This is a genomic window from Aphanothece microscopica RSMan92, assembly GCF_046613545.2.
Taxonomy (GTDB): Bacteria; Cyanobacteriota; Cyanobacteriia; order PCC-6307; family Cyanobiaceae; genus NIES-981.
In genome coordinates this window covers 71,370-94,704 of sequence record NZ_JBKKKY020000004.1, presented here as the reverse complement: position 1 = coordinate 94,704, position 23,335 = coordinate 71,370, and the positions used below count along the sequence as shown (strand labels likewise).

Sequence of the window (23,335 nt, the reverse complement as noted above, 5' to 3'; positions counted from 1 at the left end):
GTACCTTCGTGGTCGGTGTGAACGATTCCGAATATCGCCACGAGGACTGGGACATCGTCTCGAACGCCAGCTGCACCACCAACTGCATGGCGCCGCTGGTGAAGGTCCTCGACCAGGCCTTCGGCATCGTCAAGGGCACGATGACCACCACCCACAGCTACACGGGTGACCAGCGGATCCTCGATGCCTCCCACCGGGACCTGCGCCGCGCCCGCGCCGCCGCGGTGAACATCGTTCCCACCAGTACCGGCGCGGCCAAGGCTGTCGCCCTGGTGTATCCCCCCATGAAGGGCAAGCTCAACGGCATCGCCCTTCGCGTTCCCACTCCGAACGTGTCGGTTGTCGACATGGTGCTCGAGATCGCGCGTGACACCACCAAGGAGGAAGTCAACGGTGTTCTCAAAGCCGCTTCAGAGAACGGCATGAAGGGAATCATCAAGTACTCCGATCTCCCCCTGGTCTCCAGCGACCATGCCGGCACCGATGAGTCCACCATCGTCGATTCCGACCTCACCCTGGTGATGGGCGGCAACATGATCAAGGTCGTCTCCTGGTACGACAACGAATGGGGTTACAGCCAGAGGGTTGTTGATCTCGCCGAAGTCATCGCCCGCAACTGGAAGTGACCCTTCCGTCCGTTCAGTCCCGGCCCGTTCAGTGCCCGTGAGACGGTCCGGCTGAGGGGGCCTCCAATGGGGCCGCGCCAGTGCTGTCCTTCCCAGGCCGCCTCCGACAGGGGCGGCTTTTCCATGCTCAGGCTGGATGCGGGTTCAGGCCGGACCCCCGCGGCCCCTGGTCGCCTCGAAATGGTGAAAGCCGCCTGTCCCGCTCGGCAGGGATGCGCCATCCAGCCAGGTGATCGCCCCGGGGGGACCTTCGCCAGACGCCAGCCTGCCGATCACGTGGCTGCCATCCAGGGCTGCCACCAGGGCCGCGGCCCAGGGACTCTCCAGGGCCAGCACGAGTTCGAAGTCTTCTCCGCCGGCCAGGCACCAGCGTTCCCCCTCGGCGAGCTGGGCCAGGCCGGGCTCGATCGGCAGGGCAGCGCGGTCCAGCCGAGCGTGGCAGCCACTGGCCCGGGCCACGGCAGCGGCGGCGGCGACCAGACCATCGCTGCTGTCGGTGCCCCCCACCCGCCAGGACGATGCTGCCGGCCTGGTGGCATGCAGGGCCCGCACCGCGTCAAAGCGCGGCACGGGCAGCTGGTGGGCCCGCAGGGCCCTGGCCACCAGCCCATCCCCCAGGAGCTGGCATGGCCCCGGAGGCAGGCTCCGCTGCAGGAGGGCCAGCCCCAGCCTGCTGAGCCCATGGCTTCCCGTGCAGACCAGCACGTCACCGGGACGCCCGTCGCAGCGGCGGATCACCGGGGCGCCCGAGCCCGGGGCCTCCCCTGGGGCGGATGGCGGCAGCAGGCCAAGGGCGGTGATGCTCACGATCCTGTGCTGCCCGCTGCTGCAGTCCCCTCCCAGCACTTCGCCCCCGCCATGGGCGTCGAGACAGCTGCGCAGGCCCTGATACAGCTCCCGCACCCAGGGCCAGGGTGTCTGGGCTGGGGCGACCAGGCCCACCGTCAGGCCGAGGGCGCCGAGACAGCCCATGGCGGCCAGATCGGACAGATTGGCCGCCGCCGCCCGCCAGCCCACATGGAAGGGCTCGGTGGTGGCCGCGCTGAAATGGACTCCCTCGACCAGGAGATCGGTGTTGACCACCAGGTCCCCCTCGAGGCGGAGCCGTGCGGCGTCGTCCTCGTACTGCCCGGGGGGGGCGAACCGGGCCAGTTGATCGATCAGCCCCGCTTCCCCCAGCTCGGCCAGGGTGGGTTCCTCAGCCGAGCCCATCAGGCATGGGCTTGAAGGTTGTCGGCGCCCTCCACGACCTTGACCCGCACGACGCGGTCGTCGACCCCCAGCTCCTCGAGGACCTCGAAGCCGTCGATCACGTACCCGAAGGCGGCATAGCGGCCATCCACCAGGTTCAGTCCGGCCGGGGTCAGTTCCGCTTCGTAGAGAAAGAAGAAGAACTGGGAGGATCCGTCATCGAGTCCCTGGTCGGAGTGGGCCCAGCCCAGGGTGCCGAGGGTGGCGAAGGGAAGCTCCGGGGTGGCCTTGAACCGGCCGAGGTCTTCAAAGGTCTGGTTGTAGAACGGTGCCGGCTCGCCGGGGATCTTGATCTCCAGAGGGACCCGTCGCTCGGTCTTGGTCACCGGGTCGACGTACCCGTCCGCGGGACCCTCCGGATCGCCGGTCTGCAGGACGTAGAAGTCCTCGGCGCGGGTGAAGGGAAGGCCGTCGTAGAACCCCCGGCGAGCCAGGTCCACGAACGCCCCGGCGGTCAGCGGGGCGTTGTAGCCATCCACCACGGCGGTCAGGTTCCCCTTGGTGGTTTCGAACGTCACGGTGGCCCTGCCCAGCAGCCGGGGGAGGCTGTCGAACTCCGAGGGGATGGTGAAGGGGAACGGACCCACCAGCAGGGCCTCTGCTTCGCCGATGGTGGCGAGAGCTTCGCGGCGGGCGCTCAGGAAGGTGTCGCGCTGCTGGACTTCGGCGCTGCTGGCCAGGGTCTGCAGCTGCGTTTCCAGCTGATCGAGCAGCGCCTCGGCGCGGGCTCGGGAGTCGGCGGGAAAGCCCTCCAGGATCTCCTGGCGGCGGGTGCCGAGCTGGGACTGGCTGCGGCGTACCGTGCCGGCGAGCGCGGTCCATCGCTTGGCCCGCAGGTCGTTGCTGGTGCCCTCCAGCCGGTGCTGCAGGTCCTGCAGCTGCGGGGCATCCACGGGCAGGGCATTGCGCAGAATTGACGCCGGATCCTTCACGGCGTTGCCCTCGGGCAGGGCGGCGCTGGCGGGCAGGACCGCCAGCGGCAGCGCCAGCAGGAGCGCCATGACCCAGGCGCCTGCCCAACCGATCCGGAGCCTGGCCATGGCCCTGTCTGCCTCTCTGGCCGGACTTTGGCACAGCCTGAGGGGCCTGAGGCGTCCTGCCCAGGAAGCCTTCAGGGTCTGCTCCGGTAGCCAGCTCTACAATCCGCCAGATCCGAACTGCCGGGATGATCTCCAGCAACGACTTTCGTACCGGTACCTCGATTGAGCTGGATGGCCAGGTCTGGCGGGTCGTTGAGTTCCTGCATGTGAAGCCCGGCAAGGGCTCGGCCTTCGTGCGCACCAAGCTCAAGGCGGTCCAGAGCGGCAACGTCGTTGAGAAGACCTTCCGCGCCGGCGAGATGGTGCCCCAGGCCATCCTTGAGAAGAGCACCCTCCAGCACACCTACATGGAGGCTGAGGACTATGTGTTCATGGACATGGGCACCTATGAGGAGACCCGCCTCACCGCCAAGCAGATCGGCGACAGCCGCAAGTACCTCAAGGAGGGCATGGAGGTGAACGTCGTCTCCTGGAACGGCAGACCCCTGGAAGTGGAGCTTCCCAATTCCGTGGTGCTGGAGATCACCCAGACCGACCCCGGCGTCAAGGGCGACACGGCCACCGGCGGCACCAAGCCCGCCATCGTCGAGACCGGTGCCCAGGTGATGGTGCCCCTGTTCCTCTCGATCGGCGAGAAGATCAAGATCGACACCCGTACCGACAGCTACCTGGGTCGGGAGAACTGATCACCATGCAGCTCGATCACGATCAGCTCCACCAGCTCCTGGCCCTTCTCGGGGAAAGCGACATCCAGGAACTCAAGCTCGAGGGCGACGACTTCCGCCTCGAGGTGCGTCGCAACCTTCCGGCGGCGGCCCCTGTCGCCATGCTCCACAGCCCGCCGGCACCCCCCGCTGCGCCGTTCCCCGTCGCGGCCCCGCCCGGATCCATCCCCCCCGGCCCTTCGGCCCCGCCGCCGGCTGCCGCCGCCAGCCGCAGCGACCTCGTCGAGATCACCGCGCCGATGGTGGCCACGTTCTACCGGGCCCCGGCACCGGGCGAACCCTTCTTTGTCGAGCTTGGAGCCCGCATCAAGGTCGGTCAGACCATCTGCATTCTCGAGGCCATGAAGCTGATGAACGAGCTCGAGGCCGAGGTGAGCGGAGAGGTCGTCGAAATCCTGGTGGAGAACGGCACGCCCGTGGAGTTTGGCCAGGTGTTGATGCGTGTGAAGCCCGGCTGAGTTCAGCCCAGCTCCCTGGCCGTGGTCAGGGCCGCCAGCATGCTGGCGGGCCGGGCCAGGCCCTGACCTGCGATGTCGAAACCCGTGCCGTGGTCCGGTGAGGTGCGCAGGAACGGGAGCCCCAGGGTGGTGTTCACCGCCGCGTCGAAGGCCAGCAGCTTCACGGGAATCAGCCCCTGGTCGTGGTACAAGGCCAGATAGCCATCGGCGCCCCCTGAACCACCGTTCCAGGCCACGCCGGCGCTCAGCCAGCAGGTGTCCGGCGGCAGTGGACCGATCAGCTCCACCTCCGGATGGTGGAGCTGCCACTCCAGCAGGGCCCCGTTCAGCCATCGCTGCTCCTCGAGCCCCAGACGACCGGCTTCGCCGGCGTGCGGATTGAGGCCGGCGACCGCCAGCCGCGGCCTGGTCGTGAAGCGCTGGCAGAAGTCCAGCAGCTGGTCCAGCTTGCGCTGCACCAGCGCGCCGGAGAGGTGCTCGGCGACCGCCGCCAGGGGGATGTGGGTGGTTGCCAGCAGCGTGTTCAGGCGCCAGTGCCCCTGGGGGGACAGGGCTGTGAACAGCATCGAGGCCTCCGCGGCGCCGCTCAGCTCCGCCAGCCGTTCCGTCTGGCCGGGGTAGGGGTGGCCGGCCTCGTGCCAGCTGGCCTTGGCGATCGGGGCGGTGACCAGGGCGCGGCAGTCCCCGCGCAACACGAGGGATGCCGCCGCCGTCAGCCAGCCGAAGCTGGCTTCTCCGCAGGCGGGGCTGCTGCAGCCGCTCTGCACGGGCTCCGGCAAGGGAAGATCCAGGACCTCGAGGTCGGCCGGATCGCGCAGAGGATCGGGGCTGCGGTGCCGCAGGGACTGGTAGCTGGATTCCAGCCAGCGACGGCAGCCCACGAGCACAGGCTGCAGATCGGCGGCCTCCGGCCGTGCCAGCGCCTTGAGGGTGACTTCCGCGCCGATGCCGGCCGGATCCCCCAGGGCGATGGCCAGATGGCGGGATTCAGGGTTGGATAGAAGCTGATCGCCGGTCGGGTTGCCCATGCTGCGCTGGTTGATGCTCGCGTTGGTGCTGTTCGGTCTGGGCACCGGCTTCAACCGGGGATGGCTTCAGCTGCGCTGGGGTCTGATGATGCGGGACCTCGGTTTCCCCTTCGTCTGTGATCCCGAGGATGACACCAAGTGCTACCCCAAGGGATCGCCCTACATGGAAGAAAAGAAGGCCCGATAGCCCTCCCGGTAGCTGGGGTAGAGGAGGCGGTAGCCCAGCTGCTGGCAGAGTCTCCGGTTGCTGACCCGCCGATTTTCCATCCAGAAACTGCGCGCCATCGGGCTCATGCCCCCCTCGATGCTCGCGAACCTCTCCATTGCAGGCAGTTTGCAGCCCAGCAGATGGGCCGCGTAGCTGATCGCCTCGCTGGATGAGCAGGGACAGTCGTCCGCCACATTCAGCAGGCCGGGCCGCTCGGTCGCCGGCAGCGCCAGGCAGTGCAGCACGGCTCCGGCGATGTCCTCGACGTGGACCCGGGAGAAGACCTGGCCCGGTTTGTGGATGAGCCTGCTTTGGCCGGCCTGCAGAGCCCGGAAGGGGGTGCGCTCGGGCCCATAGATCGCCGGCAGTCGAAAGATCTGCACCGGCAGGCCACTCGCCCGCCAGGCGTCCTCGGCCTTCAGTCGGGCCAGGCTCCGGCCGGGCCGGGCCGGTGTCGCTGCCGTTTCGTCCACCCAGGCCCCATCGGTGTTGCCGTAGACCCCCGTGGTGGAGAGGTAGCCCACCCAGCGGAGGGGCAGAGTCCGAAGGCTCGGGCCCAGCAGTCGCAGGCTCGGATCACCCTCCTCACCATCCGGGGGAACGGTCACCAGCACATGGGTGACGTCCGCCAGGTCCTCGGCCCGGGGCAGGACCCCGCTGCGGCTGTCGAACGGCAGCCAGCGGATCGTGGCGGTGGAGTCCCGGGGTTCCCGGCTGGTGAGCAGGGTCTCGAAGCCAGCCGCTCGGGCCCGCGCGGCCAGCCGCTGGCCGGTGTAACCCCCACCGACCACCAGCATCCGCCCCGCCGACTTGACACCCGTGGCCGCCATGAGTACACCTGTATCAGTTGAATGGATTCCGATGGCTGCGTCGTTCGTCGCCCGGCCGGCCAGGCCCTGCGCCCTCCCGGCGGCGCGGCCCCGATCCGATCGGTGGAGCCGCATATCCGGGATTCTCCCTCCCCGCAGCGCACCTGCGGGGAGAAAGGGTCGCGCGGATGGCGCTCGGTCGCTGGAGCGTCTCCCCGGGCTGATTCCTGCCGTGTTGGTGGTCCTGTTGCTGGGCGTTGCTGCGGTCGCGGCCCCCGAGGCCCCGCAGGATCAGGCGGCCATCTGCCAGCGCCACAACGGCCCGGTGGCCTGTCGGGTCTGGTGATCGCCCGGCTGGGCTGGCGTGGCCCTGTCGGCTCCGCCCGTCGCCGGGGGCGTGGCCGTCCACTCCAGCAGGCGTGCGGCCAGCTTCATGTCTCCCTCGGTCCAGGCCCGGATGGCGACGGCCCGCCGGGGGTCGTAAAAGGGTTGCTGGCGGTACCAGCTGAAGGCCTCGCTGTCCCCTTTACGGCCGTTGCAGGCCAGACAGGCTGGTACGCAGTTCTCGCTCACACTGGGACCACCCCGGCTCTTGGGGAGCACATGGTCAATGGATTCGGAGCGATCGCCGCAGTAGATGCAGCACTGATTGGTGATCTGGTGCAGGGATTGGCGCCAGCGCCGTACTCGTAATTTGGGACAGAGTTCATCAAGGAAAACCGCATTCCTTGAGGCTGCGTTCCTGGACGCCCAGTCCCTGGCCTGCATGCGCGTGGCTCGGTTGGCGGCAGTCTGGCGGCAACCTCCAGGGTGGCAATGTGTCGAGGACTGCCATTCCGCGCATGCGTTGCCTGTTGCGGTTGGGCTCCACCGGTCGCATCGAGGTGGTGTGTCCCTTTGATGCCGTCACCTCGGCCCAGCTTCGCGCCATCCGGCCGCGGGGGCAGTGGCTGCCCAGCCGCCGTTGCTGGGACTTCCCCCTCGAGGCGGCCCCGGCGTTGCAGGCCCAGCTCGCGGGCCGCTTCCCGGTGGATCCGGAGCTGGCCACCTGGTTGGGTTGGCTCTCCCTGCCCCTGCCCCCCCTCCCGCCCCACCGGGAGCTCGTGGCTGCAGCGACCCTGGCCGATCCGCTGACGGATGGGCGCCGGCTGTTCGCGCACCAGCGCGCGGCCGTGCGCTGGCTCCTGGCCCGACGCGGGGCCCTGCTGGCCGATGCCATGGGTCTCGGCAAGACCCTCTCGGCCCTGGTGGCGGCCCGGGCGATGGTGCGCCTGGCCGACTGCCGGATTCTCGTGGTGGCTCCCGTCGGTCTGCATGATCACTGGCACAGCGAGTCTCTGGCACTGGGCTTGACGCTGCAGCTCCACAGCTGGGCACGGCTCCCGGACGCGCTGCCCCCGGCCGGTACCGTGCTGATCGCGGACGAGGCGCACTACGCCCAGAACGCCCAGACGGCCCGCAGTCAGGCCCTGCTGCGGCTGGCCCGGCACCCCCGGCTCCGTGCGGTGTGGCTGCTCACCGGCACGCCGATGAAGAATGGCCGCCCGGCCCAGCTCTTCCCGCTGTTGGCGGCGATCGGTCACCCCCTCGGGGCCGATCAGCGCCGGTACGAGGAACTGTTCTGCCAGGGTCACTGGCGCGAGCAGGGAGGGCGGCGGGTCTGGCAGGCCACCGGGGCCAGCCATCTGGACGAGTTGCAGCGACTGACGCGGCCGCTGCTGTTGCATCGCCGCAAGCAGGATTGCCTCGACCTGCCCCCGAAACAGCGGCGGCTGCTTCCCGTCGAACTGGAGGATCAGCAGGCCCGGGGTTTTCAGCACCGGCTGGACCGCCGGGTGGAGGATTACCGCCGCCGGGCCGCCCGGGGGGAGGTACGGCGCGATGCCGAGGTGCTGGCGGTGCTCACGGCGCTGCGGCAGATCGCCTCCGACTACAAGCTGCCCATGGCCCGGCGGCTGGTGGAGACCTTGCTCGCCCGGGGTGAGCCCGTGGTGGTCTTCACGGCCTTCGTGGCCACGGCCCGTCTGCTGCACCAGCACCTGGGGGGCTGCCTGCTGACCGGAGGTGTGGCTCCCGCCCTGCGGCAGGGGCTGGTCGATCGCTTTCAGGGCGGAGCCAGTGACCTGCTGGTCGCCACGTACGGCACCGGTGGTCTGGGTTTCACCCTGCACCGGGCGCGCCACGTGCTGTTGATCGAGCGGCCCTGGACTCCCGGCGATGCGGAGCAGGCCGAGGATCGCTGCCACCGGATCGGGATGACCGCCGCGCTCACCAGCCACTGGCTGCAGCTGGGGGTTGCCGACCAGCTGGTGGACCGGGTGATTGCCAGCAAGGAGGAACGCATCGCCCTGTTGCTGCATCGCGGCGAACAGCTGATGCGTCGCCGGGGCATGCCGGCCATGGTGCGCGAACTGCTGCGCAGGTGGTGAGGCCCCAGGCCCTCCCCCCCGGTCACGACGGGGCGGCAGCGGATGGTTGGCAGAGTTCCTGCCGCACCTTGAGATCATTCCGCAACTGCGGATCGAGGCGCTTCGCCGGCAACCGGGCGGCCAGGTTCACCGCGGCCCGCATGTCCTCGCAGGCGGCAGGGTCGTTGCCCGCCAGACTGTGCAGCAGGTAACGGTCGTTGCGGGGCCCTGGATCCTCCGGGAAGGCCTCCACCACGCCATTGCAGAGCTTCAGCTGCTCGCTGAGCCGATCCAGTCGCACGTTGCGCAGGCAGTCGTCACGGCGGATGGCGCGTCTGGGCAGGGGCTCCTCGGCGCAGGCCCCGGCCAGGAGGCTGAGCGCCAGGGCCAGGGCCAGCGGGCGCAGGGAACGTGCCCGTGGGTGGTTCCCTGTGCCCTTGCGCCGAGGCGGCCCCCCACCGGCGCTGCCGGATCCCGGCTCAGTAGGTGCCGAATCGTTCGTTGCGGGTGGCTCCACGCGAGGTGGCAGGCGCCTCTTCCACGGGGTCGGGTTTGCTGAACAGATCACCGAGATAGCGGCCGCAGTCGGAATAGGTGCCGGGGTTCTGCACCACGGCTTCGGTGATCATCACCGCCGCGTGTTCCGGCGAGGTCTTGAACAGCTGGTCGCTCTGGCGCTTGATCACGGCATAGGACGCGTCCCAGCTGACCTGGTGGTTGTTGCCGCTGTTGCGCATGAAGCAGTAGATCTGCGCCCCCTTCGGACCGGCACCCTCCAGGGCGGCCCCGCTGTCGCCGCCCTGGGCGCGGGCAACGCCGGCTCCAAGGCTGGCCAGGGCCAGGGCCAGCACCCAGGGCAGGCGGCGGAACGCGGTCGCGAAGGAGGGGCGCGGGGCCATGGCCTCAGGGCTGCAAAGCAGCGCCCAAGTTATCGATCGACCCTGGTGCAGTCGAGGCCGGCGGTGCCGGTCATGGGGGAGGCTCCCCCTCGGGCAGCACCGCCTTCACCACGACGGGCAACACGATCAGCACCGTGATCAGCCGCACGGCGTGCAGCGCGGCCACGGCGGCCCCGACCCCGAATTCGGCGCCGACCAGGCTCATGCCACTGATGCCCCCTGGAGCTGCGCCAAGCAGCGCCACGGTCGGGTCCACGCCCAGCAGCCGGCTGCAGATCAGGCCCACACCCAGACCTGCCAGGACCAGGCTGATGGTGATCACCAGGGCTGGCCGCCAGAGTTCGTGCAGCTGCTGCAGCACGTTCCCACTCAGCCCGGCGCCGATGACGGTGCCGATGCCGATCTCCAGCGCCGTGCGGGTTCCGGGCGGCCACGCGGCCGTTTCGAGATGGCCGCCCAGGCTCACCAGGGCCGCCGCCAGCAAGGCCCCGGCCAGGGGGGCCGCCGGGATCCCCGTGCGCAGGGCGAGGAGCCCTCCCGCGAGCCCGGCGCAGGCGTAGATCGCCAGATTCAAGGCATGGCTCATTGGCCCAGTCTGCCCTTGGCTGTTGGGGGATTGTGTGTTCTCATCGGACCCACAGTGCTCCCCGCCATGGCTCCCGAGTCTGTCTCCTTTCGGATCACCCGAAACACCGAAGATCTGGCCCAGACCATCCATGCCCTGTCCCAGCGTTTGGTGACGCTGGAGCAACGCATGGAGGCGATGCAGCTGCAAGTGGAGCATCGGCTTGCCGAGCAGGTTGAGCAGGCCGAACCGGACAGCGAGACGTTGGCCAGTCTCGACAATGTCGAGCGCCTGCTGCATGACTGCCGGTGTCTGCTGGCCTTGGATGGCTCGGAGGACGGGACGTTCGTACAGCCGCCGCTGCAACCGAAGCTCGGGTCCATCCCGACCGAGGAGTTCGGAGCCGAGGCGATGGCGTCGGAGGAGGTTCAGGCCGATTGGGCTCAGGTCGATCGGATGGTTGATGCGCCCAACGCTGCCGACCTGGAGGGCAGGGATCTCGAGAGCGTGACGGAACCGTTCAGCCAGGCGGCCTGAGCGCCAGCCGCCGCCCCCTGGGCAAGGGTGTCAGAATGGGAAGAAAGTGAGCCATGGCTTTTCCAGCTCCTTCGACGCCAGAGTTTTCCCATACCGCTCCGTCCACTACCGCTCCGTCCACGGGTTCGTCCCACCCCCAAGCCAGTGCACCGGTTTCGGGGCGCAGTCCATCCAGAACTCGGTCCACGGGCTTTCCCCCAGCCCGCACCATGGAGGGAGATCACCAGCTCGAAAAGCTGGAGTTTGCCCTGGCGGTGGCCCTCAGCCGGGGTGATCAGGAACGCATCAGGCTGTTGCGTGCCGAGATTGATGCTTTCGGCGCCCATGGCGAAGAGCCGGGAACCTGAGCATTCAGGCCAGCGAGGACGTCCTCGATCCAGGGCCTCTACCCCTGGATCGAGATGTTACTTTCAGTGTTAGCATCATCAGGCAGATCTGCTCAGGCAGTCCATTGCATGGTTGACTGATTGCTATTCAGGAGTGAGCGCAGGGCTCTTTCATTTTTCTGCCCTTTCAGCGTCTTCCAACGAGCGGCGGCTCGCACGGCCTTCGTTCCAGAAACCTGGCTTCCCAGGCAACCATCGCCGTGAAAGCATTCAACCCATGCTTTGGTCTTGGCAGGCGGATTCAGGGGTTTGATCCACGCGTCGGGTTGTTCTGGCCGGGCCATGGAACGATCGCTGTTCTGCCTGGTGTTGCTCTCCGGTTCATCGGTCCTGCCAACCCTGCAGCTGGGGACCACCCCTCCGCTTCGATCCTGAGCCATTCCTGATCTCCTGAAGTCTCCATTCCCAGCCCTGATCCCCAACCCGTGTCTCCCACCGCGAACTCGACGATGACGGCAACCTTGTCCCCCAGGAGCCTGTTCCCCTCGATGGCTGGTTCCAAGGCCGTCGCCTCGCGGGCGGTGACGTCGCCCCGCACCCTGTCCCGATCGAAGCCGGGCACAGCGAACGCCATGCCCCGCATGTCGCTGCAGGATCAGATCGGTGTGCATGAGAGCGCGGCCCGACGCGCTGCCGAACAGGGCGCGATTGCAGAATGTGCGCAGCAGATCCTGGCGGCCCTCGATTGTGAGCGGCGGCTGGCCAACACCGGGCCCCAAGTGCTGCAACTGATCAAGCCCCGGAACTGAAATCCCGCGCGTAGGGAGAACGAGGGGAGTGATCCACACGACGGGTCTGCCCAGGCCTTCTCAAGGGATGAGCAACTGTTGGTGGGTCAAGAAGCGGGTGACCGGACTCGAACCGGCGACGTTCAGCTTGGGAAGCTGACATTCTACCACTGAATTACACCCGCAAGGTGTAAGCAATGCTGGATTAATTCCAGGAGCTGGATGGATTCCAGCGGAGCGATGGGAGTTTTTTGTGCTCCCTGCTGTCGTTAGGAGGTTAGCAAGCGGTGGCAGGCACCCCGGCCAGGCCTGCCGCCGCTTGCTGACCATTCAGCCCAGCTGCCCCCAGGGGCAGCCGGAGGCCGATCAGCCTGCCAGGGCCGCCGCGCAGGCGGCCACCCCTGCCCCGACCGAACCGGTGTGGAGACCCAGCTCCTGGAGGGTCGCTTCGATGGCCGCCACGGCGGTGAGCACGTCGCGATCGCAGACGAAACCCAGGTGGCCGATGCGGAAGACCTTCCCCTTGAGGTGGTCCTGGCCGCCGGCGAGCAGGATGTCGAAGCGGTCCTTCACCTTCTTCCGCAGGACTTCGGCATCAATGCCTTCGGGGGCCACGGCGGTGATGGCGGGGCTGCCATGGCCGGCGGCGGCATAGAGGGGCAGCCCCATGGCCGTCATGCCGGCCTGGGCGGCCGCACGATGGCGGGCATGGCGGGCGAAGATCGCCTCGAGGCCCTCCTCCTGCATCATCCCGAGGGCGGCCTCCAGGGCGAAGTAGAGGTTCACCGGCGGGGTGAAGGGATTGCTGTCAGCGTGGGCCGATTTGCGGTACCTGCCGAGGTCCAGATAGAACTTGGGCAGATCGGAGCGCTCGTAGGCGCTCCAGGCCCGATCACTCATCGCCACGAAACCCAGGCCGGGCGGCATCATGTAGCCCTTCTGGGAGCCCGAACCCACCACGTCCAGTCCCCAGCGGTCCATGGGGACATCACAGGCGCCCAGGCTGGTGACGCAATCCGCGATCGTCAGGGCGGTGCCATGGGCCCGCACGTGGCCGGCGATGGCCTCCAGATCGTTGATCACCCCCGTGGAGGTCTCGGAGTGGGTGAGGATCACGGCGCGGATCTGCTTGCCGGCATCGGCATCAAGGGCGGCTCGGAAGGCTTCCGGCTCCAGGGGTTGGCCCCATTCGGCCTGGATCACCTGCACGGTCAGCCCATAGGCCTTGGCCACCTTCACCCAGCGCTCACCGAACTTGCCGTTGTCACCGCACAGCACCGTGTCGCCCTTGCTGAGCACGTTGATGATCCCGGCCTCCATGGCGGCGGTGCCGCTGCCCGCCAGGGCGAGCACATCGCCGCTGGTCTGGTGAAGCCAGCGGAGCTGTTCGGTCGTGCGACGCACGATCTTCTGGAAGTCGGCGCTGCGGTGGCCGATCGGGTGGCGACCCATCGCCAGCAGGACGCTTTCCGGCACGGGGGTCGGGCCGGGGATCATCAGGGAGAGCTTGTCCTGCATGGGGCGCTGCGGAGTCGGTGGGGGCGCGGCTGGAAAGCGACGCGATCGACCAATGTAAAAAACGATCCCCTGGGGCCCAGTCCGCAGGCATTGGGGCGCATGGTCCATGGCTGAAACCGGGTTCATCCTGCCGGTGTGGTTTGCGGCCGCAGCACGGGCCGCGGTGCTCGGCCTGCTGGGAGAGCCCTGGCGCGACAGCCAGCCCCTGGAGCTCGACCCCGGGGCTGAACCGACGCTGGTGCCGGTCGAGGCGGTGGCGCCTCTCGCCGAGGGGTGGGTGCTGGCCACCGCCCGCTCCGACCCGGGGAGCGGCGTGCTCGACCTGACCCGGGGACAGCCGCTCTGGGCCCTGGTGCGCTGGGGTGAGGGGCCGGGTGACTGGCTGGACATCGCCGCCGGCGAGGGGGTGGGGGTGGTCGCCGCCACGGGCCAGCCGTGCCTCTCGTCCTATGCCCGGGACCTGCTCATGCGGACCCTGCGACCCCTGGTCCCGCCGGGGTGGCGCCTGGAACTGCGGCTGGTGATTCCCGAAGGACGCCGCCTCGCCGAGCGCACGAGCAATGCCGCCTTCGGGGTGGTGGAGGGCCTGGCCCTGATCGGCACCCAGGCATCGGTGCAGCGCAGTGCCGCACCGGAGCAGCTGGAGCAGGCGTTGGACATCCTGCGCCGGAAGGCTTCAGCGGCCCGGTTCGATGGCGCCCTGGTGCTGGTGGTCGGCGAGAACGGCCTGGACCTGGCCCCGCGGCTGGGGGTTCCCGCCGATCGGCTGGTCAAGGCCGGCAACTGGCTGGGGCCGCTGCTGGTGGCCGCGGCCGCGGCGGGTGTGCAGCGCCTGCTGCTGTTCGGATACCAGGGCAAGCTGATCAAGCTGGCTGGGGGGATCTTTCACACCCACCACCACCTGGCCGATGGCCGCTCCGAGGTGCTCACGGCGCTGGCGGCACTGGAAGGGCTCAGCGGGCCGCCCCTGGCCGCGCTCCATCGGGCTCCCACCGTGGAGGAGGCTCTGGCCGGGCTTCAGGCAGAGGATCCGGACCTGGCCGCCCGGCTGCGGGCTCGCATCGCCGCGGCCATCGAGGAGCGCAGCCTGGCCTACCTGAGCCGCCATGGCCACCGCAGCACGGCGGTGGGGGCCGTGCTGTTCGATCGGGGCCGTCGCCTCAGTGCCCAGGGGCCCCGGGGGGCAGGGCTGCTGCGTGCCCTGGCGGGCCCCACGGTGCTGCCGGCAGCTGAAGGCCTCGGCGGTGGCGCCTAGGGTGGCCCGAATGTCCTGGGCCCCGCCCCGCTGATGACCGCCGCCCCCCAGAAGTCGCCGGTGGACCTGCCGGCGGATGCCAGCGCCCGTGTGGATGCCGCGTCCCAATCCTCGCGCCATCCGGCGATCGTGATCCTGGATTTCGGATCCCAGTACTCGGAACTGATCGCCCGCCGCGTGCGGGAGACCGAGGTGTTTTCCCTGGTGATGGGTTACACCACCAGCGCGGAGGAACTCCGGGCCATTGCTCCCAAGGGGATCGTGCTCAGCGGCGGTCCGAGTTCCGTCTACGAGACCGGTGCCCCTGTCTGTGATCCGGCCATCTGGGAGCTGGGCATTCCGGTGCTGGGTGTCTGTTACGGCATGCAGCTGATGGTGCAGCAGCTGGGCGGATCCGTGGTGGCGGCTGGTCGGGCTGAATACGGAAAGGCGCCCCTGCACGTGGACGATCCGATCGATCTGCTCACCAACGTCGAGCAGGGCTCCACGATGTGGATGAGCCATGGGGACTCGGTGGAACGGTTGCCGGAGGGTTTCGTCCGCCTGGCCCACACGGACAACACCCCGGAGGCCGCCATTGCAGACCATGGCCGCCATCTCTATGGCGTGCAGTTCCACCCCGAGGTGGTCCACTCCACCTGCGGAATGGCCCTGATCCGCAACTTCGTTTACCACATCTGTGGCTGCGAGGCGGACTGGACCACGGCCGCCTTCATCGAGGAAGCGGTGGCGGATGTGCGCGCTCAGGTGGGGGACAAGCGGGTGCTGCTGGCTCTCTCCGGGGGCGTGGATTCCTCCACCCTTGCCTTCCTCCTCCACAAGGCGATCGGTGATCGGCTCACCTGCATGTTCATCGACCAGGGCTTCATGCGCAAAGGGGAGCCCGAGTTCCTGGTGGAGTTCTTCGATCAGCGCTTCCACATCAATGTGGAGTACATCAATGCCCGGGAGCGGTTCATCGGCAAGCTTCACGGTGTCACCGATCCGGAAGAGAAACGCAAGCTGATCGGTACGGAGTTCATCCGCGTGTTCGAGGAGGAGAGCAAGCGCCTCGGACCCTTTGACTACCTGGCCCAGGGCACCCTCTACCCGGATGTGATCGAGAGTGCCGGCACCAACATCGACCCCAAGACCGGGGAGCGGGTGGCCGTCAAGATCAAGAGCCACCACAACGTCGGCGGTCTGCCCAAGGATCTCCAGTTCAAGCTGGTCGAGCCGCTGCGCAAGCTGTTCAAGGACGAGGTGCGCAAGGTGGGCCGCTCCCTGGGCCTGCCCGAGGAGATCGTGGGGCGCCATCCCTTCCCGGGGCCCGGCCTGGCGATCCGGATCCTCGGCGAGGTCACCGATGAGAAGCTCGACATCCTGCGGGACGCGGACCTGATCGTGCGGGAGGAGATCCGGGATGCCGGCCTCTACAACGCGATCTGGCAGGCCTTTGCGGTGCTGCTCCCCGTCCGCAGTGTGGGGGTGATGGGCGACAAGCGCACCTACGCCTTTCCGGTGGTGCTGCGCTGTGTGTCCTCCGAGGACGGCATGACCGCGGACTGGTCGCGGCTTCCCTACGACCTGCTCGAGACGATCTCCAACCGGATCGTCAACGAGGTGAAGGGTGTGAACCGGGTGGTGCTGGACATCACCAGCAAGCCCCCCGGCACGATCGAGTGGGAGTGACGGGATTTTCCGGCTGATGCCCCGTGGCCTGGCCCTGTCCCCTCCGTTACCCTCGGGGCCCATCCCAGCTGCGCCGTGACTGCCGCTCCAGCGACATCCAGCGACCCTGACCTGCAGCGCCGGCTCCAGCAGGACAGCATCCAGCTGGGCGGCAAGACGATCTACCTCAATCCGTTTCTGTACTGGCGTCGTTTCGATGCCAACACCGACCGCTGGCTGCGTGAGCCGGGCCAGCTGCCCGAAGAGCAGATCGCTCCCAACCGCAGCCGTTTCTACCCCGAGCTCGACTGGGAGCTCCTCGATCCTGCCGAGCGGGCGGCCAAGGACGGGGCCGTGGAGATGTTCCTCAAGAGCCTGGAGCTGATCAGCACCTTCAACCCCGAGCTCACCGCCGGCCAGCTGCTCGAGGTCGAGCGCAAGATGGCCGTCACCAAGAAACGGGCCTTCGAACGCTGGGTGGGCAAGTCTCTGCAGCGGCGCCAGCAGCAGGAAGCCCGTGAGCGGCGGCGGTTCGATCGGGAACGTTCCCTGAGGGCCTGGCGTGAATGGGTCGCTCTGGAGGTGACCCGTCAGGCCCTGCTGCCGCTCACCGCCTTGATCGTGCTGGCCGTGGGTGCCGGCTGGTGGTGGGGCAGCCAGCAGGCCTGTCGCCAGGTGATCGTCGACCCCGGTGTGCCGGCCTCGCTGACGCCTCCCAGCCCCTGACCCCAACCGCCGACAGAGGGGCGGCAGACTGGGGATTCGTCACCGCCTGGGGCCATGGCCGCCGATCCGCTCGATACCCTGCGGCTCACCCTGATGCAGGACGTGCTGCCTGTCGGTCTCGCCATGGTGGAACGGGTCCGCAAGGGCGGGCCGCAGCAGGTCATGGCCGCCTTCGATGGCTCCAGTTCCGATCCCCTGGACCAGCTCCGCCGCGAGGGCGAGACGGCAGCAAGCCAGGTCCGCGAGCAGCTGGATCGGGTCAGTCCGGGCCTCGGCAATCCGGTGATGAAGGTGGAGGTGCGGGATGTGGAGCCTGCTCCTTCCCAGCCGGACCAGGCGGCTGCCGACCCGGCTGAACTGCAGGCCCGCCTGGCGGCCGTCGCGGAGCGGCTGACCCTGCTGGAGCAGCGCCTCGCTCCCCCTGTCCAGGAGACCTAGCCATGGCGGCCTACGGCCAGGCGGGGCGGCACAGCGGCATGGGGCAGCAGCCCGTGCTGCTGCTGCTGGTGGTGGTGCTGTTCAGCGGTGCCATGGTGGCGCGCCTCGCCTGGCTGCAGCTGATCCATGGGGCCGAGAACCGCGAGCGTGCCGACGAGAACCGCATCCGGCTGATGCCCCGCAATCCGATCCGGGGCCGACTGCTGGATCGCCATGGCCAGGTGCTGGCCACCAGCCGGCTCACCTACAACCTCTACATCCAGCCCCGCGAGGTCTCCGAGGCCCGCTGGCCGGAGCTGCGGGACCGGCTGGCTTCCCTGCTGGGCCTGGCGGTGGCCGATCTGAATGAGCGCCGCCGCAGCGGTACCAACGCCGAGGGCTTCCGGATCGAGCTGGCCCAGTCGCTGGGACCCGAGCAGGTGCTGCGTTTCCGGGAGCAGGCCAGCGGTCTGCGGGGGGCCGAGGTGGATGTGGATGTGCTGCGCAGCTACCCGAACGGCCGTCTGGCGGCCCATGTGCTGGGGTACACCAGCGGCATCACGGAGGAGGAATACGAGCGTCTGCGCCAGAACGGGTATCGCATCCGGGACCGGGTGGGGCGCAGCGGGCTCGAGAAGGTGTTCGAGTCCCATCTGCGGGGGGAGTGGGGCGGACAGCAGGTCGAGGTCAATGCCGCCGGGCAGGTGCAGCGGGTTCTGGGGGACAAGCCCGCCAAGGCGGGCAAGGATCTGCGCCTCACCCTGGATCTGCCCCTGCAGCGGGCGGCCGAAAAGGCCCTCGACGGGGTGCGCAAGGGCGCCATCGTGGCCATGGATCCCCAGACCGGGGCCATCCGTGCCATGGCCAGCCGTCCCAGCTTCGATCCCAACGTCTTCTCCCCGGCGCCCACCAGCAAGCAGTGGGCCGCCCTCAACGGGCCGGATGCCCCCCTGCTCAACCGGGCCTTCCGGGGTTTTCCGCCGGCGAGCACCTTCAAGATCGTCACCACGGCCGCGGCGCTGGAGTCGGGGATCTACCAGCCCGACGACAAGGTGCTCACCACCGACTCCTTCTGCTACGCCGGCCTGTGCTACGGCGACCATGGGGCCCACGGCATGGTCGGCTTTCCCTTCGCCCTGGCCGTGAGCAGCAACACCTTCTACTACCGGGTGGGGGTCAGGATCGGCCCCGATGCGCTGTTCAAGGCCGCGCGCCGGCTGGGTTACGGCAGTGCCACGGGCATCGAGCTCACCGAGGAGGAGACGCCGGGCCTGCTGGGGGATCAGGCCTGGAAGAAGGAGGTGCTCGGGGAACCCTGGACCCCCGTCGACACGATCACCTCCGCCATCGGCCAGGGTGCCCTGCAGGTCACGCCCCTGCAGATGGCCCGGCTGTATGCCGCCGTGGCGAACGGGGGGTGGCTGGTCACCCCGCACCTGGTGGAGCGGCCCACCACCCGCACCCGGATCGGTCTCAAGCCGGCCACGCTGGCGGTGCTTCAGAAGGGTCTGCGGATGGTGGTCACGGAGGGCACGGCCCGGCTGCTGAACGATCCGAACCTGCCTCCCGTCTCCGGCAAGACCGGCACCGGTGAGGACCCACCGCGGCCGGACCACGCCTGGTTCGGAGGCTATGCCCCGAGTGGTCATCCCACCCTGGTGATCGTCGCCTTCGGAGAGAATTCCGGCGGCTACGGCGGCACGGTGGCGGCCCCGATGGTGAAGGCGCTGATGACCACCTGGTTCCGGGGCACGCCGGCCAGCGGGGGCAGCTAGCCCCCTGGCCGCTCAGGCCGCCAGCTGCAAATGGGGCTGGCCCAGCAGGTCGGTGTAGAAGCCGCGAAGCTGCTGGGTGGCCGCACCCCAGCCCCAGCGCTCGGCTTCGCTGCGGGCAGCCTGGCGCAGGGCCGCTCGCTCGGCAGGGTTGCCGAGCAGCCGCGCCACTGCGGCCGTCAGGCTGCCGGCCCCGCCGTCGGCCCCGTCGGGGTCGTAGAGACAGCCATTGACCCCGTCGGTCACGATGTCCGGGATGCCGCCGCGGTTGGCTCCGACGACCGGGCAACCGGCGGCCATCGCCTCCAGCAGCACCAACCCGAGGGTTTCGGTGCTGCTGGGGAAGACGAAGGCATCGCCGCTGGCGTAGGCACTGGCCAGTTCCTCGCCGGCCAGGTAGCCCACGAAGGTCGTGGGGGTACCGGCAAAGACCCGCTCGAGCTGCTGGCGGTGGGGGCCGTCGCCCACCAGGGCCAGCCGGGCGTCGGGCATGGCCTCCAGCACCGGCCGGATCCGCTCGATCTGCTTTTCCGCGGAGAGGCGTCCGATGTAGAGCAGCAGCTTGCCCGTCTCGCTGTGGCCCCCCAGCAACCGCTCGCGGGTCGCGCTTCGGCGCAGTTCCGGTCGGAACAGTTCGGTGTCCACGCCCCGTTGCCACAGATCGGTGTGGTGGATGCCTTTCTCGCTCAGTTCCTGCACCATCGCCGTGGAGGTGCACAGGTTGAGGCGGGCCTGGTTGTGGGCAGCCTTGAGCAGTTCCCAGAGCAGGGGCTCCAGCATGCCCATGCCGTAGTGCTCCAGATATTTGGGCAGATGGGTGTGGTAGCTGGCCACAAGGGGAAAGCCCTTGGTCTTGGCGAGCCAGATGCCCCCCAGGCCCAGCACGGCCGGGTTGACCACATGCACCAGGTCCGGCTGGAACTGGTCGAGGGCCTCGGCCACCGCCGGGCGGGGCAGAGCCAGCTTGAGCTCGGGGTAGAGGGGCAGGGGCATGGCGGGGACCCCCACCACCCGGGCCCCCATGTACTCCTGCGGGGCTCCCTCCGGGCAGAAGATCAGCACCTCATCCCCCAGGCTCACGAGGTTCTGCACCGTCTTGGTCAGGCGGGTGACGATCCCGTCGACCTTGGGGAGGAAGGTCTCGGTGAAGAAGGCGATCTTCAAGATGGGGGCCCGGGGGGTTCGGGGTCAGACGGCCTGGATGGCCTCGGCCTGTTTGGTGGTCCAGGCGGAGATGCAGGGGATGCGGCTGCGGTCGCAGCGGTCAGCCCAGCGGCGGGCCACGTCCACCACTTCGGCCATCAGGCCGTCATCGAGGGTGGTGGGCTTGAGCCCCAGCTCGATGAAACAGCGGTTGTCGACGATGAGGTCGTTCTCGATGGCCTCCTTGCGGGGGTTGGGCAGGTGGCTGATCTCAGCACCGGTGAGGGCGGCGACCTTCTCGGCCAGTTGGCCCACCTGGTGGCTCTCGGTCATCTGGTTGAAGATCTTCACCTTCTCGCCCGACTGGGGCGGATGCTCCAGGGCCAGCTGCACGCAGCGCACCGAATCGCGGATGTGGATGAAGGCGCGGGTCTGACCTCCGGTGCCGTGCACGGTGAGGGGATAGCCGATCGCGGCCTGCATCAGGAAACGGTTCAGCACCGTGCCGTAATCCCCGTCGTAGTCGAACCGGTTGGTGAGCCGCGGATCCTTCTCGGTGAGCTCGGTGTTGGTGCCCCAGACGATGCCCTGATGCAGGTCGGTGACGCGGATCCCGTCGTTCTTGTTGTAGTAGAAGAAGAGCAGCTGATCGAGCGTCTTCGTCATGTGATAGACGCTGCCCGGATCAGCCGGGTGCAGGATCTTCTCGGTGAAGCGGCTGCCGTCGGGCTGGGGCACCTCCACGGTGAGGTAGCCCTCGGGAATCGTCGCCCCCCGGTGGGAGCCGTAGCCGTAGACGCCCATCGTGCCCAGATGGACGATGTGGCAGTCCACCCCGCTCTCGACGATCGCGGCGAGGAGGTTGTGGGTGCCGTTGACGTTGTTGTCGACGGTGTAGCGCTTGGTGGCGCTGCTCTTCATCGAATAGGGAGCCGCCCGCTGCTCGGCGAAGTGCACCACCGCCGCGGGGCGCTCATCCCGGAGCAGGTCCAGCAGGCGGGTGTACTCCTGGGCGATGTCCAGGTGCACGAAGCGCATCGCCTTGCCGCCGACCTGTTCCCAGGCCCGCAGGCGGTCCTGGATCGTCGCGATCGGCGTGAGGGACTCGACGCCCAGATCGATGTCGATCTTGCGGCGGCTGAGGTTGTCCACGATCACCACGTCGTGACCGGCATCGGCCAGGTTCACCGCACAGGGCCAACCGCAGAAGCCATCGCCACCGAGAACGAAAACCTTCATCCCGAAACCTTCATCCCGACCGAAACCTTCATCCCGAAACCCCCAGACCCCTGCAGGACGAGCGGATGCTCAGCCACGCAAGCTACTACAGGCGTTTCCGGGGGCCTAGCCGCTGATCCCGGCCGCCACGGCCACCAGCAACACCACCAGGACGGCCCCGCCGATCAGCAGCAGCTTGCTGCCGCTGGTGCTCCGCTCGCCTTCCTCCATCACCACCATGCGCGGCTCCCGGGCGAAGGCATTCAGCTTGCCGCCGTCTTCTTCGGTGACCTGCATGGATCGGGGGTGAACAGGGCCACACCCTATGGAGGGAATCGCGGCGGGCCCGGCGCGGTGGCCACGAAGTTCAACGGAACTTCACGGGATCGGGTTCAGGTCCCGACCCTTCCCTGGAGCGGTGAACTGGGGCTGGCCTGGGGGCGCACCGGCAGGCGCCCCGCCCGGAAGGCGGTGCGGCCCGCCTGGCAGGCCTGGGCCATGGCCCAGGCCATGGCCGGGGGGTCCCCCGCCAGGGCGATGGCACTGTTGATCAGCAGCGCGTCGGCACCCATTTCCATGGCCTGGGCCGCCTCGCTCGGCACGCCGATGCCCGCATCCACCACCACCGGCACCGCGGCGTTCTCGATGATCAGCGCGATGTTGGCGGCATTGCGGATGCCCTGGCCGGAACCGATCGGAGATCCGAGCGGCATCACGGTGGCGCAGCCGGCCTCCTCGAGGCGTTTGGCGAGCAGGGGATCGGCGTTGATGTAGGGGAGCACCGTGAAGCCCTCCTTCACCAGCTGTTCGGCGGCCTCGAGGGTGCCGATCGGATCGGGCAGCAGGTGGCGGCTGTCGGGGATCACCTCCAGCTTCACGAACGTGTTGTCCTCCTGGCCGGCCAGCTTCGCCAGCTCCCGCCCGAGGCGGGCCACCCGGATCGCCTCCTCGGCGGAGGCGCAGCCGGCGGTGTTCGGGAGCATCCAGATCTTCTGCCAGTCGATGGCCTGCATCAGTCCCTCGTGGCCCGCGGCCGCGCTCTGGACCCGTCGCACGGCCACGGTGACGATCTCGCAGGCGCTGTGGCGGAGGCTCTCCTGCATGGCGGTCAGGGACGGGTATTTGCCCGTGCCCGTCATCAGGCGGCTGCGGAAGCGGCGGCCGCCGATCACCAGGGGATCCTGGTCCAGGGGGCTGGCCTCCCCGTCCGGGCTGCCGGAGCCGGCTGGACGGAGGGAGGGGCTGAACCCGGGCTCCCGGGCGGGCTGCTGGACCACGGTGGCTTGAGGCGCATCGATGACAATGGATCTAGCCTCCCATCAGCCCCAGCTGATGCCGTGCCGCGAACGCTCCTCCTGACCGCCCTTCAGCTGGCGGCGACATCGGCCCTGGCGGCCACCCCCCTGGCGGCCACCCCCCTGGCGGCCCTGGCGGCCACCCCCCTGGCCAGCGATGGTTTTGTCCCCTTCACCCCCCCCGCCTCGGCCGCCCTCAGCGGTGAAGGCAGTGTGGCCACCGGTGAGGTCGAAACCTTCGATCCTGTGGCCCGCGCCCAGCTCCTGGCCCGGGAGATGCCCAGGGACTGGAGTGGCACCTACCAGCCCTTCGACACCTACCAGCCGATTCCGGCGCAACTGCGCCTGGCCAGGGCCACCCCGATGGGCCAGATGATCGACCTGCGCGGTGAACTGATCATCGGCGGCAACGTCACGCCGGTGCAGGGCAACCTCAACGCCGAGTCCGACCAGCTGGATCTGCTGGTGCTCTGCAAGTGCGATGTGGGAGGTCTCGAGCTCGGCGGTTCCTTCAGCGGCCAGCAGGGTCTGGCGCTCTCCGGCTGGAATGCCCCTCGCCTGACCAGCCCCGGAGGCCGCCTCGATCTGCGTCCGCAGTCCGCGACCCTGGCCCCCTACCCGGCCCCGGCGGCACCCAGCTCGGGCGTGCCGGTGCGTGGCATGTGGTGACGCC

At 68.7% G+C, this 23,335-nt stretch carries 26 protein-coding genes, 1 tRNA gene and 2 pseudogenes; 14 read left to right on the top strand and 15 right to left on the bottom strand.

Features of this window, described 5'->3' with window-relative positions; translation table 11 throughout:
* A pseudogene (locus tag ACLD7X_RS02355) lies at positions 1–626 on the top strand (type I glyceraldehyde-3-phosphate dehydrogenase); the annotation flags it as partial.
* Between the two features lie 144 nt (positions 627–770).
* Here ACLD7X_RS02355 and thiL read toward each other — a convergent pair.
* Both thiL and ACLD7X_RS02345 read right to left on the bottom strand, forming a co-directional pair.
* Positions 771–1,838 (bottom strand): thiamine-phosphate kinase, encoded by a 1,068-nt coding sequence (thiL, locus tag ACLD7X_RS02350; RefSeq protein WP_411421840.1) that lies wholly within the window; start codon positions 1,836–1,838, stop codon positions 771–773.
* A complete protein-coding gene (locus ACLD7X_RS02345) occupies positions 1,838–2,878 on the bottom strand; it encodes a peptidylprolyl isomerase (protein WP_411421839.1) in 1,041 nt (346 codons plus the stop codon). Before ACLD7X_RS02345 ends, thiL begins: the two co-directional genes overlap by 1 nt.
* A gap of 164 nt (positions 2,879–3,042) precedes the next feature.
* On the opposite strand from ACLD7X_RS02345, the gene efp reads away from it, so the two are divergent.
* Both efp and accB read left to right on the top strand, forming a co-directional pair.
* The gene (efp, locus tag ACLD7X_RS02340) at positions 3,043–3,603 is read left to right on the top strand and encodes an elongation factor P (protein ID WP_411421837.1); all 561 of its coding nucleotides are present in this window, start codon (positions 3,043–3,045) and stop codon (positions 3,601–3,603) included.
* 5 nt (positions 3,604–3,608) lie between these two features.
* Entirely contained in the window at positions 3,609–4,100 is a 492-nt protein-coding gene (gene accB, locus ACLD7X_RS02335) for an acetyl-CoA carboxylase biotin carboxyl carrier protein (protein ID WP_411421836.1), read from the top strand.
* Positions 4,101–4,102: 2 nt separating this feature from the next.
* On the opposite strand, the gene pdxA is transcribed toward accB, so the two are convergent.
* Positions 4,103–5,128: a 4-hydroxythreonine-4-phosphate dehydrogenase PdxA gene (pdxA, locus tag ACLD7X_RS02330; protein ID WP_411421835.1), complete on the bottom strand. Its 1,026-nt coding sequence runs from the start codon at positions 5,126–5,128 to the stop codon at positions 4,103–4,105.
* Here pdxA and ACLD7X_RS02325 point away from each other — a divergent pair.
* The gene (locus ACLD7X_RS02325) at positions 5,121–5,315 is read left to right on the top strand and encodes a hypothetical protein (RefSeq protein WP_425625047.1); all 195 of its coding nucleotides are present in this window, start codon (positions 5,121–5,123) and stop codon (positions 5,313–5,315) included. The two genes, pdxA and ACLD7X_RS02325, sit on opposite strands and share 8 nt — an antisense overlap.
* On the opposite strand, the gene ACLD7X_RS02320 is transcribed toward ACLD7X_RS02325, so the two are convergent.
* Together ACLD7X_RS02320 and ACLD7X_RS02315 are read right to left on the bottom strand one after the other, a co-directional pair.
* Positions 5,288–6,166 (bottom strand): SDR family oxidoreductase, encoded by an 879-nt coding sequence (locus ACLD7X_RS02320; RefSeq protein WP_411421833.1) that lies wholly within the window; start codon positions 6,164–6,166, stop codon positions 5,288–5,290. The genes ACLD7X_RS02325 and ACLD7X_RS02320 overlap by 28 nt on opposite strands.
* A gap of 270 nt (positions 6,167–6,436) precedes the next feature.
* A complete protein-coding gene (locus ACLD7X_RS02315) occupies positions 6,437–6,913 on the bottom strand; it encodes an HNH endonuclease (RefSeq protein WP_411421832.1) in 477 nt (158 codons plus the stop codon).
* Between the two features lie 74 nt (positions 6,914–6,987).
* Here ACLD7X_RS02315 and ACLD7X_RS02310 point away from each other — a divergent pair, with 74 nt between their 5' ends.
* Positions 6,988–8,574, top strand: a complete 1,587-nt coding sequence (locus ACLD7X_RS02310) for a DEAD/DEAH box helicase (RefSeq protein WP_411421831.1) — start codon at positions 6,988–6,990, stop codon at positions 8,572–8,574.
* Between the two features lie 22 nt (positions 8,575–8,596).
* Here the strand turns inward: ACLD7X_RS02310 and ACLD7X_RS02305 are convergent, their stop codons facing one another.
* From ACLD7X_RS02305 to ACLD7X_RS02295, 3 genes are all read right to left on the bottom strand, one after another.
* Complete coding sequence (locus tag ACLD7X_RS02305; RefSeq protein WP_411421830.1) at positions 8,597–9,070, bottom strand: hypothetical protein; 474 nt, start codon at positions 9,068–9,070, stop codon at positions 8,597–8,599.
* Positions 9,033–9,452, bottom strand: coding sequence for a DUF6554 family protein (locus ACLD7X_RS02300; RefSeq protein WP_411421829.1), 420 nt, complete (start codon positions 9,450–9,452; stop codon positions 9,033–9,035). Before ACLD7X_RS02300 ends, ACLD7X_RS02305 begins: the two co-directional genes overlap by 38 nt.
* 70 nt (positions 9,453–9,522) lie before the next feature.
* On the bottom strand, positions 9,523–10,170 hold the full coding sequence (locus ACLD7X_RS02295; protein WP_425625046.1) for an AbrB family transcriptional regulator: 648 nt from the start codon (positions 10,168–10,170) through the stop codon (positions 9,523–9,525).
* A gap of 18 nt (positions 10,171–10,188) precedes the next feature.
* On the opposite strand from ACLD7X_RS02295, the gene ACLD7X_RS02290 reads away from it, so the two are divergent.
* Both ACLD7X_RS02290 and ACLD7X_RS02285 read left to right on the top strand, forming a co-directional pair.
* Complete coding sequence (locus ACLD7X_RS02290) at positions 10,189–10,554, top strand: hypothetical protein (RefSeq protein WP_412007189.1); 366 nt, start codon at positions 10,189–10,191, stop codon at positions 10,552–10,554.
* A gap of 209 nt (positions 10,555–10,763) precedes the next feature.
* A complete protein-coding gene (locus ACLD7X_RS02285; RefSeq protein WP_411421826.1) occupies positions 10,764–10,901 on the top strand; it encodes a hypothetical protein in 138 nt (45 codons plus the stop codon).
* A gap of 92 nt (positions 10,902–10,993) precedes the next feature.
* Here the strand turns inward: ACLD7X_RS02285 and ACLD7X_RS02280 are convergent, their stop codons facing one another.
* Positions 10,994–11,224, bottom strand: coding sequence for a hypothetical protein (locus ACLD7X_RS02280; protein WP_425625045.1), 231 nt, complete (start codon positions 11,222–11,224; stop codon positions 10,994–10,996).
* Positions 11,225–11,365: 141 nt separating this feature from the next.
* Between ACLD7X_RS02280 and ACLD7X_RS02275 the strand changes: the two genes are divergently transcribed.
* The gene (locus ACLD7X_RS02275) at positions 11,366–11,689 is read left to right on the top strand and encodes a hypothetical protein (protein ID WP_412007182.1); all 324 of its coding nucleotides are present in this window, start codon (positions 11,366–11,368) and stop codon (positions 11,687–11,689) included.
* Positions 11,690–11,781: 92 nt separating this feature from the next.
* On the opposite strand, the gene ACLD7X_RS02270 is transcribed toward ACLD7X_RS02275, so the two are convergent.
* Positions 11,782–11,853, bottom strand: a tRNA-Gly gene (locus ACLD7X_RS02270).
* A gap of 181 nt (positions 11,854–12,034) precedes the next feature.
* Entirely contained in the window at positions 12,035–13,186 is a 1,152-nt protein-coding gene (locus tag ACLD7X_RS02265; protein ID WP_411421847.1) for a pyridoxal-phosphate-dependent aminotransferase family protein, read from the bottom strand.
* A gap of 106 nt (positions 13,187–13,292) precedes the next feature.
* Between ACLD7X_RS02265 and cbiD the strand changes: the two genes are divergently transcribed.
* From cbiD to mrdA, 5 genes are all read left to right on the top strand, one after another.
* Positions 13,293–14,441, top strand: a complete 1,149-nt coding sequence (gene cbiD / locus ACLD7X_RS02260; RefSeq protein ID WP_411421824.1) for a cobalt-precorrin-5B (C(1))-methyltransferase CbiD — start codon at positions 13,293–13,295, stop codon at positions 14,439–14,441.
* Between the two features lie 33 nt (positions 14,442–14,474).
* A complete protein-coding gene (gene guaA / locus ACLD7X_RS02255) occupies positions 14,475–16,112 on the top strand; it encodes a glutamine-hydrolyzing GMP synthase (protein ID WP_411421823.1) in 1,638 nt (545 codons plus the stop codon).
* A 75-nt stretch (positions 16,113–16,187) separates the two neighbouring features.
* A complete protein-coding gene (locus tag ACLD7X_RS02250) occupies positions 16,188–16,817 on the top strand; it encodes a hypothetical protein (protein WP_411421822.1) in 630 nt (209 codons plus the stop codon).
* A gap of 54 nt (positions 16,818–16,871) precedes the next feature.
* Positions 16,872–17,255, top strand: coding sequence for a hypothetical protein (locus ACLD7X_RS02245; RefSeq protein WP_412007183.1), 384 nt, complete (start codon positions 16,872–16,874; stop codon positions 17,253–17,255).
* A 2-nt stretch (positions 17,256–17,257) separates the two neighbouring features.
* A complete protein-coding gene (gene mrdA / locus ACLD7X_RS02240; protein ID WP_411421820.1) occupies positions 17,258–19,009 on the top strand; it encodes a penicillin-binding protein 2 in 1,752 nt (583 codons plus the stop codon).
* Between the two features lie 12 nt (positions 19,010–19,021).
* On the opposite strand, the gene ACLD7X_RS02235 is transcribed toward mrdA, so the two are convergent.
* From ACLD7X_RS02235 to ACLD7X_RS02220, 4 genes and pseudogenes are all read right to left on the bottom strand, one after another.
* Positions 19,022–20,170: a glycosyltransferase family 4 protein gene (locus tag ACLD7X_RS02235; RefSeq protein ID WP_411421819.1), complete on the bottom strand. Its 1,149-nt coding sequence runs from the start codon at positions 20,168–20,170 to the stop codon at positions 19,022–19,024.
* Between the two features lie 24 nt (positions 20,171–20,194).
* Positions 20,195–21,388 (bottom strand): NAD-dependent epimerase/dehydratase family protein, encoded by a 1,194-nt coding sequence (locus tag ACLD7X_RS02230; RefSeq protein WP_411421818.1) that lies wholly within the window; start codon positions 21,386–21,388, stop codon positions 20,195–20,197.
* Between the two features lie 105 nt (positions 21,389–21,493).
* The gene (gene psb34 / locus ACLD7X_RS02225) at positions 21,494–21,664 is read right to left on the bottom strand and encodes a photosystem II assembly protein Psb34 (RefSeq protein WP_411421817.1); all 171 of its coding nucleotides are present in this window, start codon (positions 21,662–21,664) and stop codon (positions 21,494–21,496) included.
* Between the two features lie 95 nt (positions 21,665–21,759).
* A pseudogene (locus tag ACLD7X_RS02220) lies at positions 21,760–22,548 on the bottom strand (glycine oxidase ThiO); the annotation flags it as partial.
* 156 nt (positions 22,549–22,704) lie between these two features.
* Here ACLD7X_RS02220 and ACLD7X_RS02215 point away from each other — a divergent pair.
* Positions 22,705–23,331, top strand: coding sequence for a hypothetical protein (locus tag ACLD7X_RS02215; RefSeq protein ID WP_411421816.1), 627 nt, complete (start codon positions 22,705–22,707; stop codon positions 23,329–23,331).
* Positions 23,332–23,335 lie beyond the last annotated feature (4 nt).

Excerpts from the sequence above, each read along its gene's own strand:
- ACLD7X_RS02295 (WP_425625046.1), bottom strand. The coding sequence starts at position 10,170 with ATGGATGGTCTGGGCCAGATCTTCGGTGTTTCGGGTGATCCGAAAGGA.
- ACLD7X_RS02320 (WP_411421833.1), bottom strand. The coding sequence starts at position 6,166 with ATGGCGGCCACGGGTGTCAAGTCGGCGGGGCGGATGCTGGTGGTCGGT.
- accB (WP_411421836.1), top strand. The coding sequence starts at position 3,609 with ATGCAGCTCGATCACGATCAGCTCCACCAGCTCCTGGCCCTTCTCGGG.
- ACLD7X_RS02230 (WP_411421818.1), bottom strand. The coding sequence starts at position 21,388 with ATGAAGGTTTTCGTTCTCGGTGGCGATGGCTTCTGCGGTTGGCCCTGT.
- ACLD7X_RS02310 (WP_411421831.1), top strand. The coding sequence starts at position 6,988 with ATGCGTTGCCTGTTGCGGTTGGGCTCCACCGGTCGCATCGAGGTGGTG.
- ACLD7X_RS02315 (WP_411421832.1), bottom strand. The coding sequence starts at position 6,913 with ATGCAGGCCAGGGACTGGGCGTCCAGGAACGCAGCCTCAAGGAATGCG.
- cbiD (WP_411421824.1), top strand. The coding sequence starts at position 13,293 with ATGGCTGAAACCGGGTTCATCCTGCCGGTGTGGTTTGCGGCCGCAGCA.
- thiL (WP_411421840.1), bottom strand. The coding sequence starts at position 1,838 with ATGGGCTCGGCTGAGGAACCCACCCTGGCCGAGCTGGGGGAAGCGGGG.
- pdxA (WP_411421835.1), bottom strand. The coding sequence starts at position 5,128 with ATGGGCAACCCGACCGGCGATCAGCTTCTATCCAACCCTGAATCCCGC.
- ACLD7X_RS02300 (WP_411421829.1), bottom strand. The coding sequence starts at position 9,452 with ATGGCCCCGCGCCCCTCCTTCGCGACCGCGTTCCGCCGCCTGCCCTGG.
- ACLD7X_RS02265 (WP_411421847.1), bottom strand. The coding sequence starts at position 13,186 with ATGCAGGACAAGCTCTCCCTGATGATCCCCGGCCCGACCCCCGTGCCG.
- ACLD7X_RS02345 (WP_411421839.1), bottom strand. The coding sequence starts at position 2,878 with ATGGCGCTCCTGCTGGCGCTGCCGCTGGCGGTCCTGCCCGCCAGCGCC.
- mrdA (WP_411421820.1), top strand. The coding sequence starts at position 17,258 with ATGGCGGCCTACGGCCAGGCGGGGCGGCACAGCGGCATGGGGCAGCAG.
- guaA (WP_411421823.1), top strand. The coding sequence starts at position 14,475 with ATGACCGCCGCCCCCCAGAAGTCGCCGGTGGACCTGCCGGCGGATGCC.
- psb34 (WP_411421817.1), bottom strand. The coding sequence starts at position 21,664 with ATGCAGGTCACCGAAGAAGACGGCGGCAAGCTGAATGCCTTCGCCCGG.
- ACLD7X_RS02245 (WP_412007183.1), top strand. The coding sequence starts at position 16,872 with ATGGCCGCCGATCCGCTCGATACCCTGCGGCTCACCCTGATGCAGGAC.
- ACLD7X_RS02285 (WP_411421826.1), top strand. The coding sequence starts at position 10,764 with ATGGAGGGAGATCACCAGCTCGAAAAGCTGGAGTTTGCCCTGGCGGTG.
- ACLD7X_RS02280 (WP_425625045.1), bottom strand. The coding sequence starts at position 11,224 with ATGGCCCGGCCAGAACAACCCGACGCGTGGATCAAACCCCTGAATCCG.
- efp (WP_411421837.1), top strand. The coding sequence starts at position 3,043 with ATGATCTCCAGCAACGACTTTCGTACCGGTACCTCGATTGAGCTGGAT.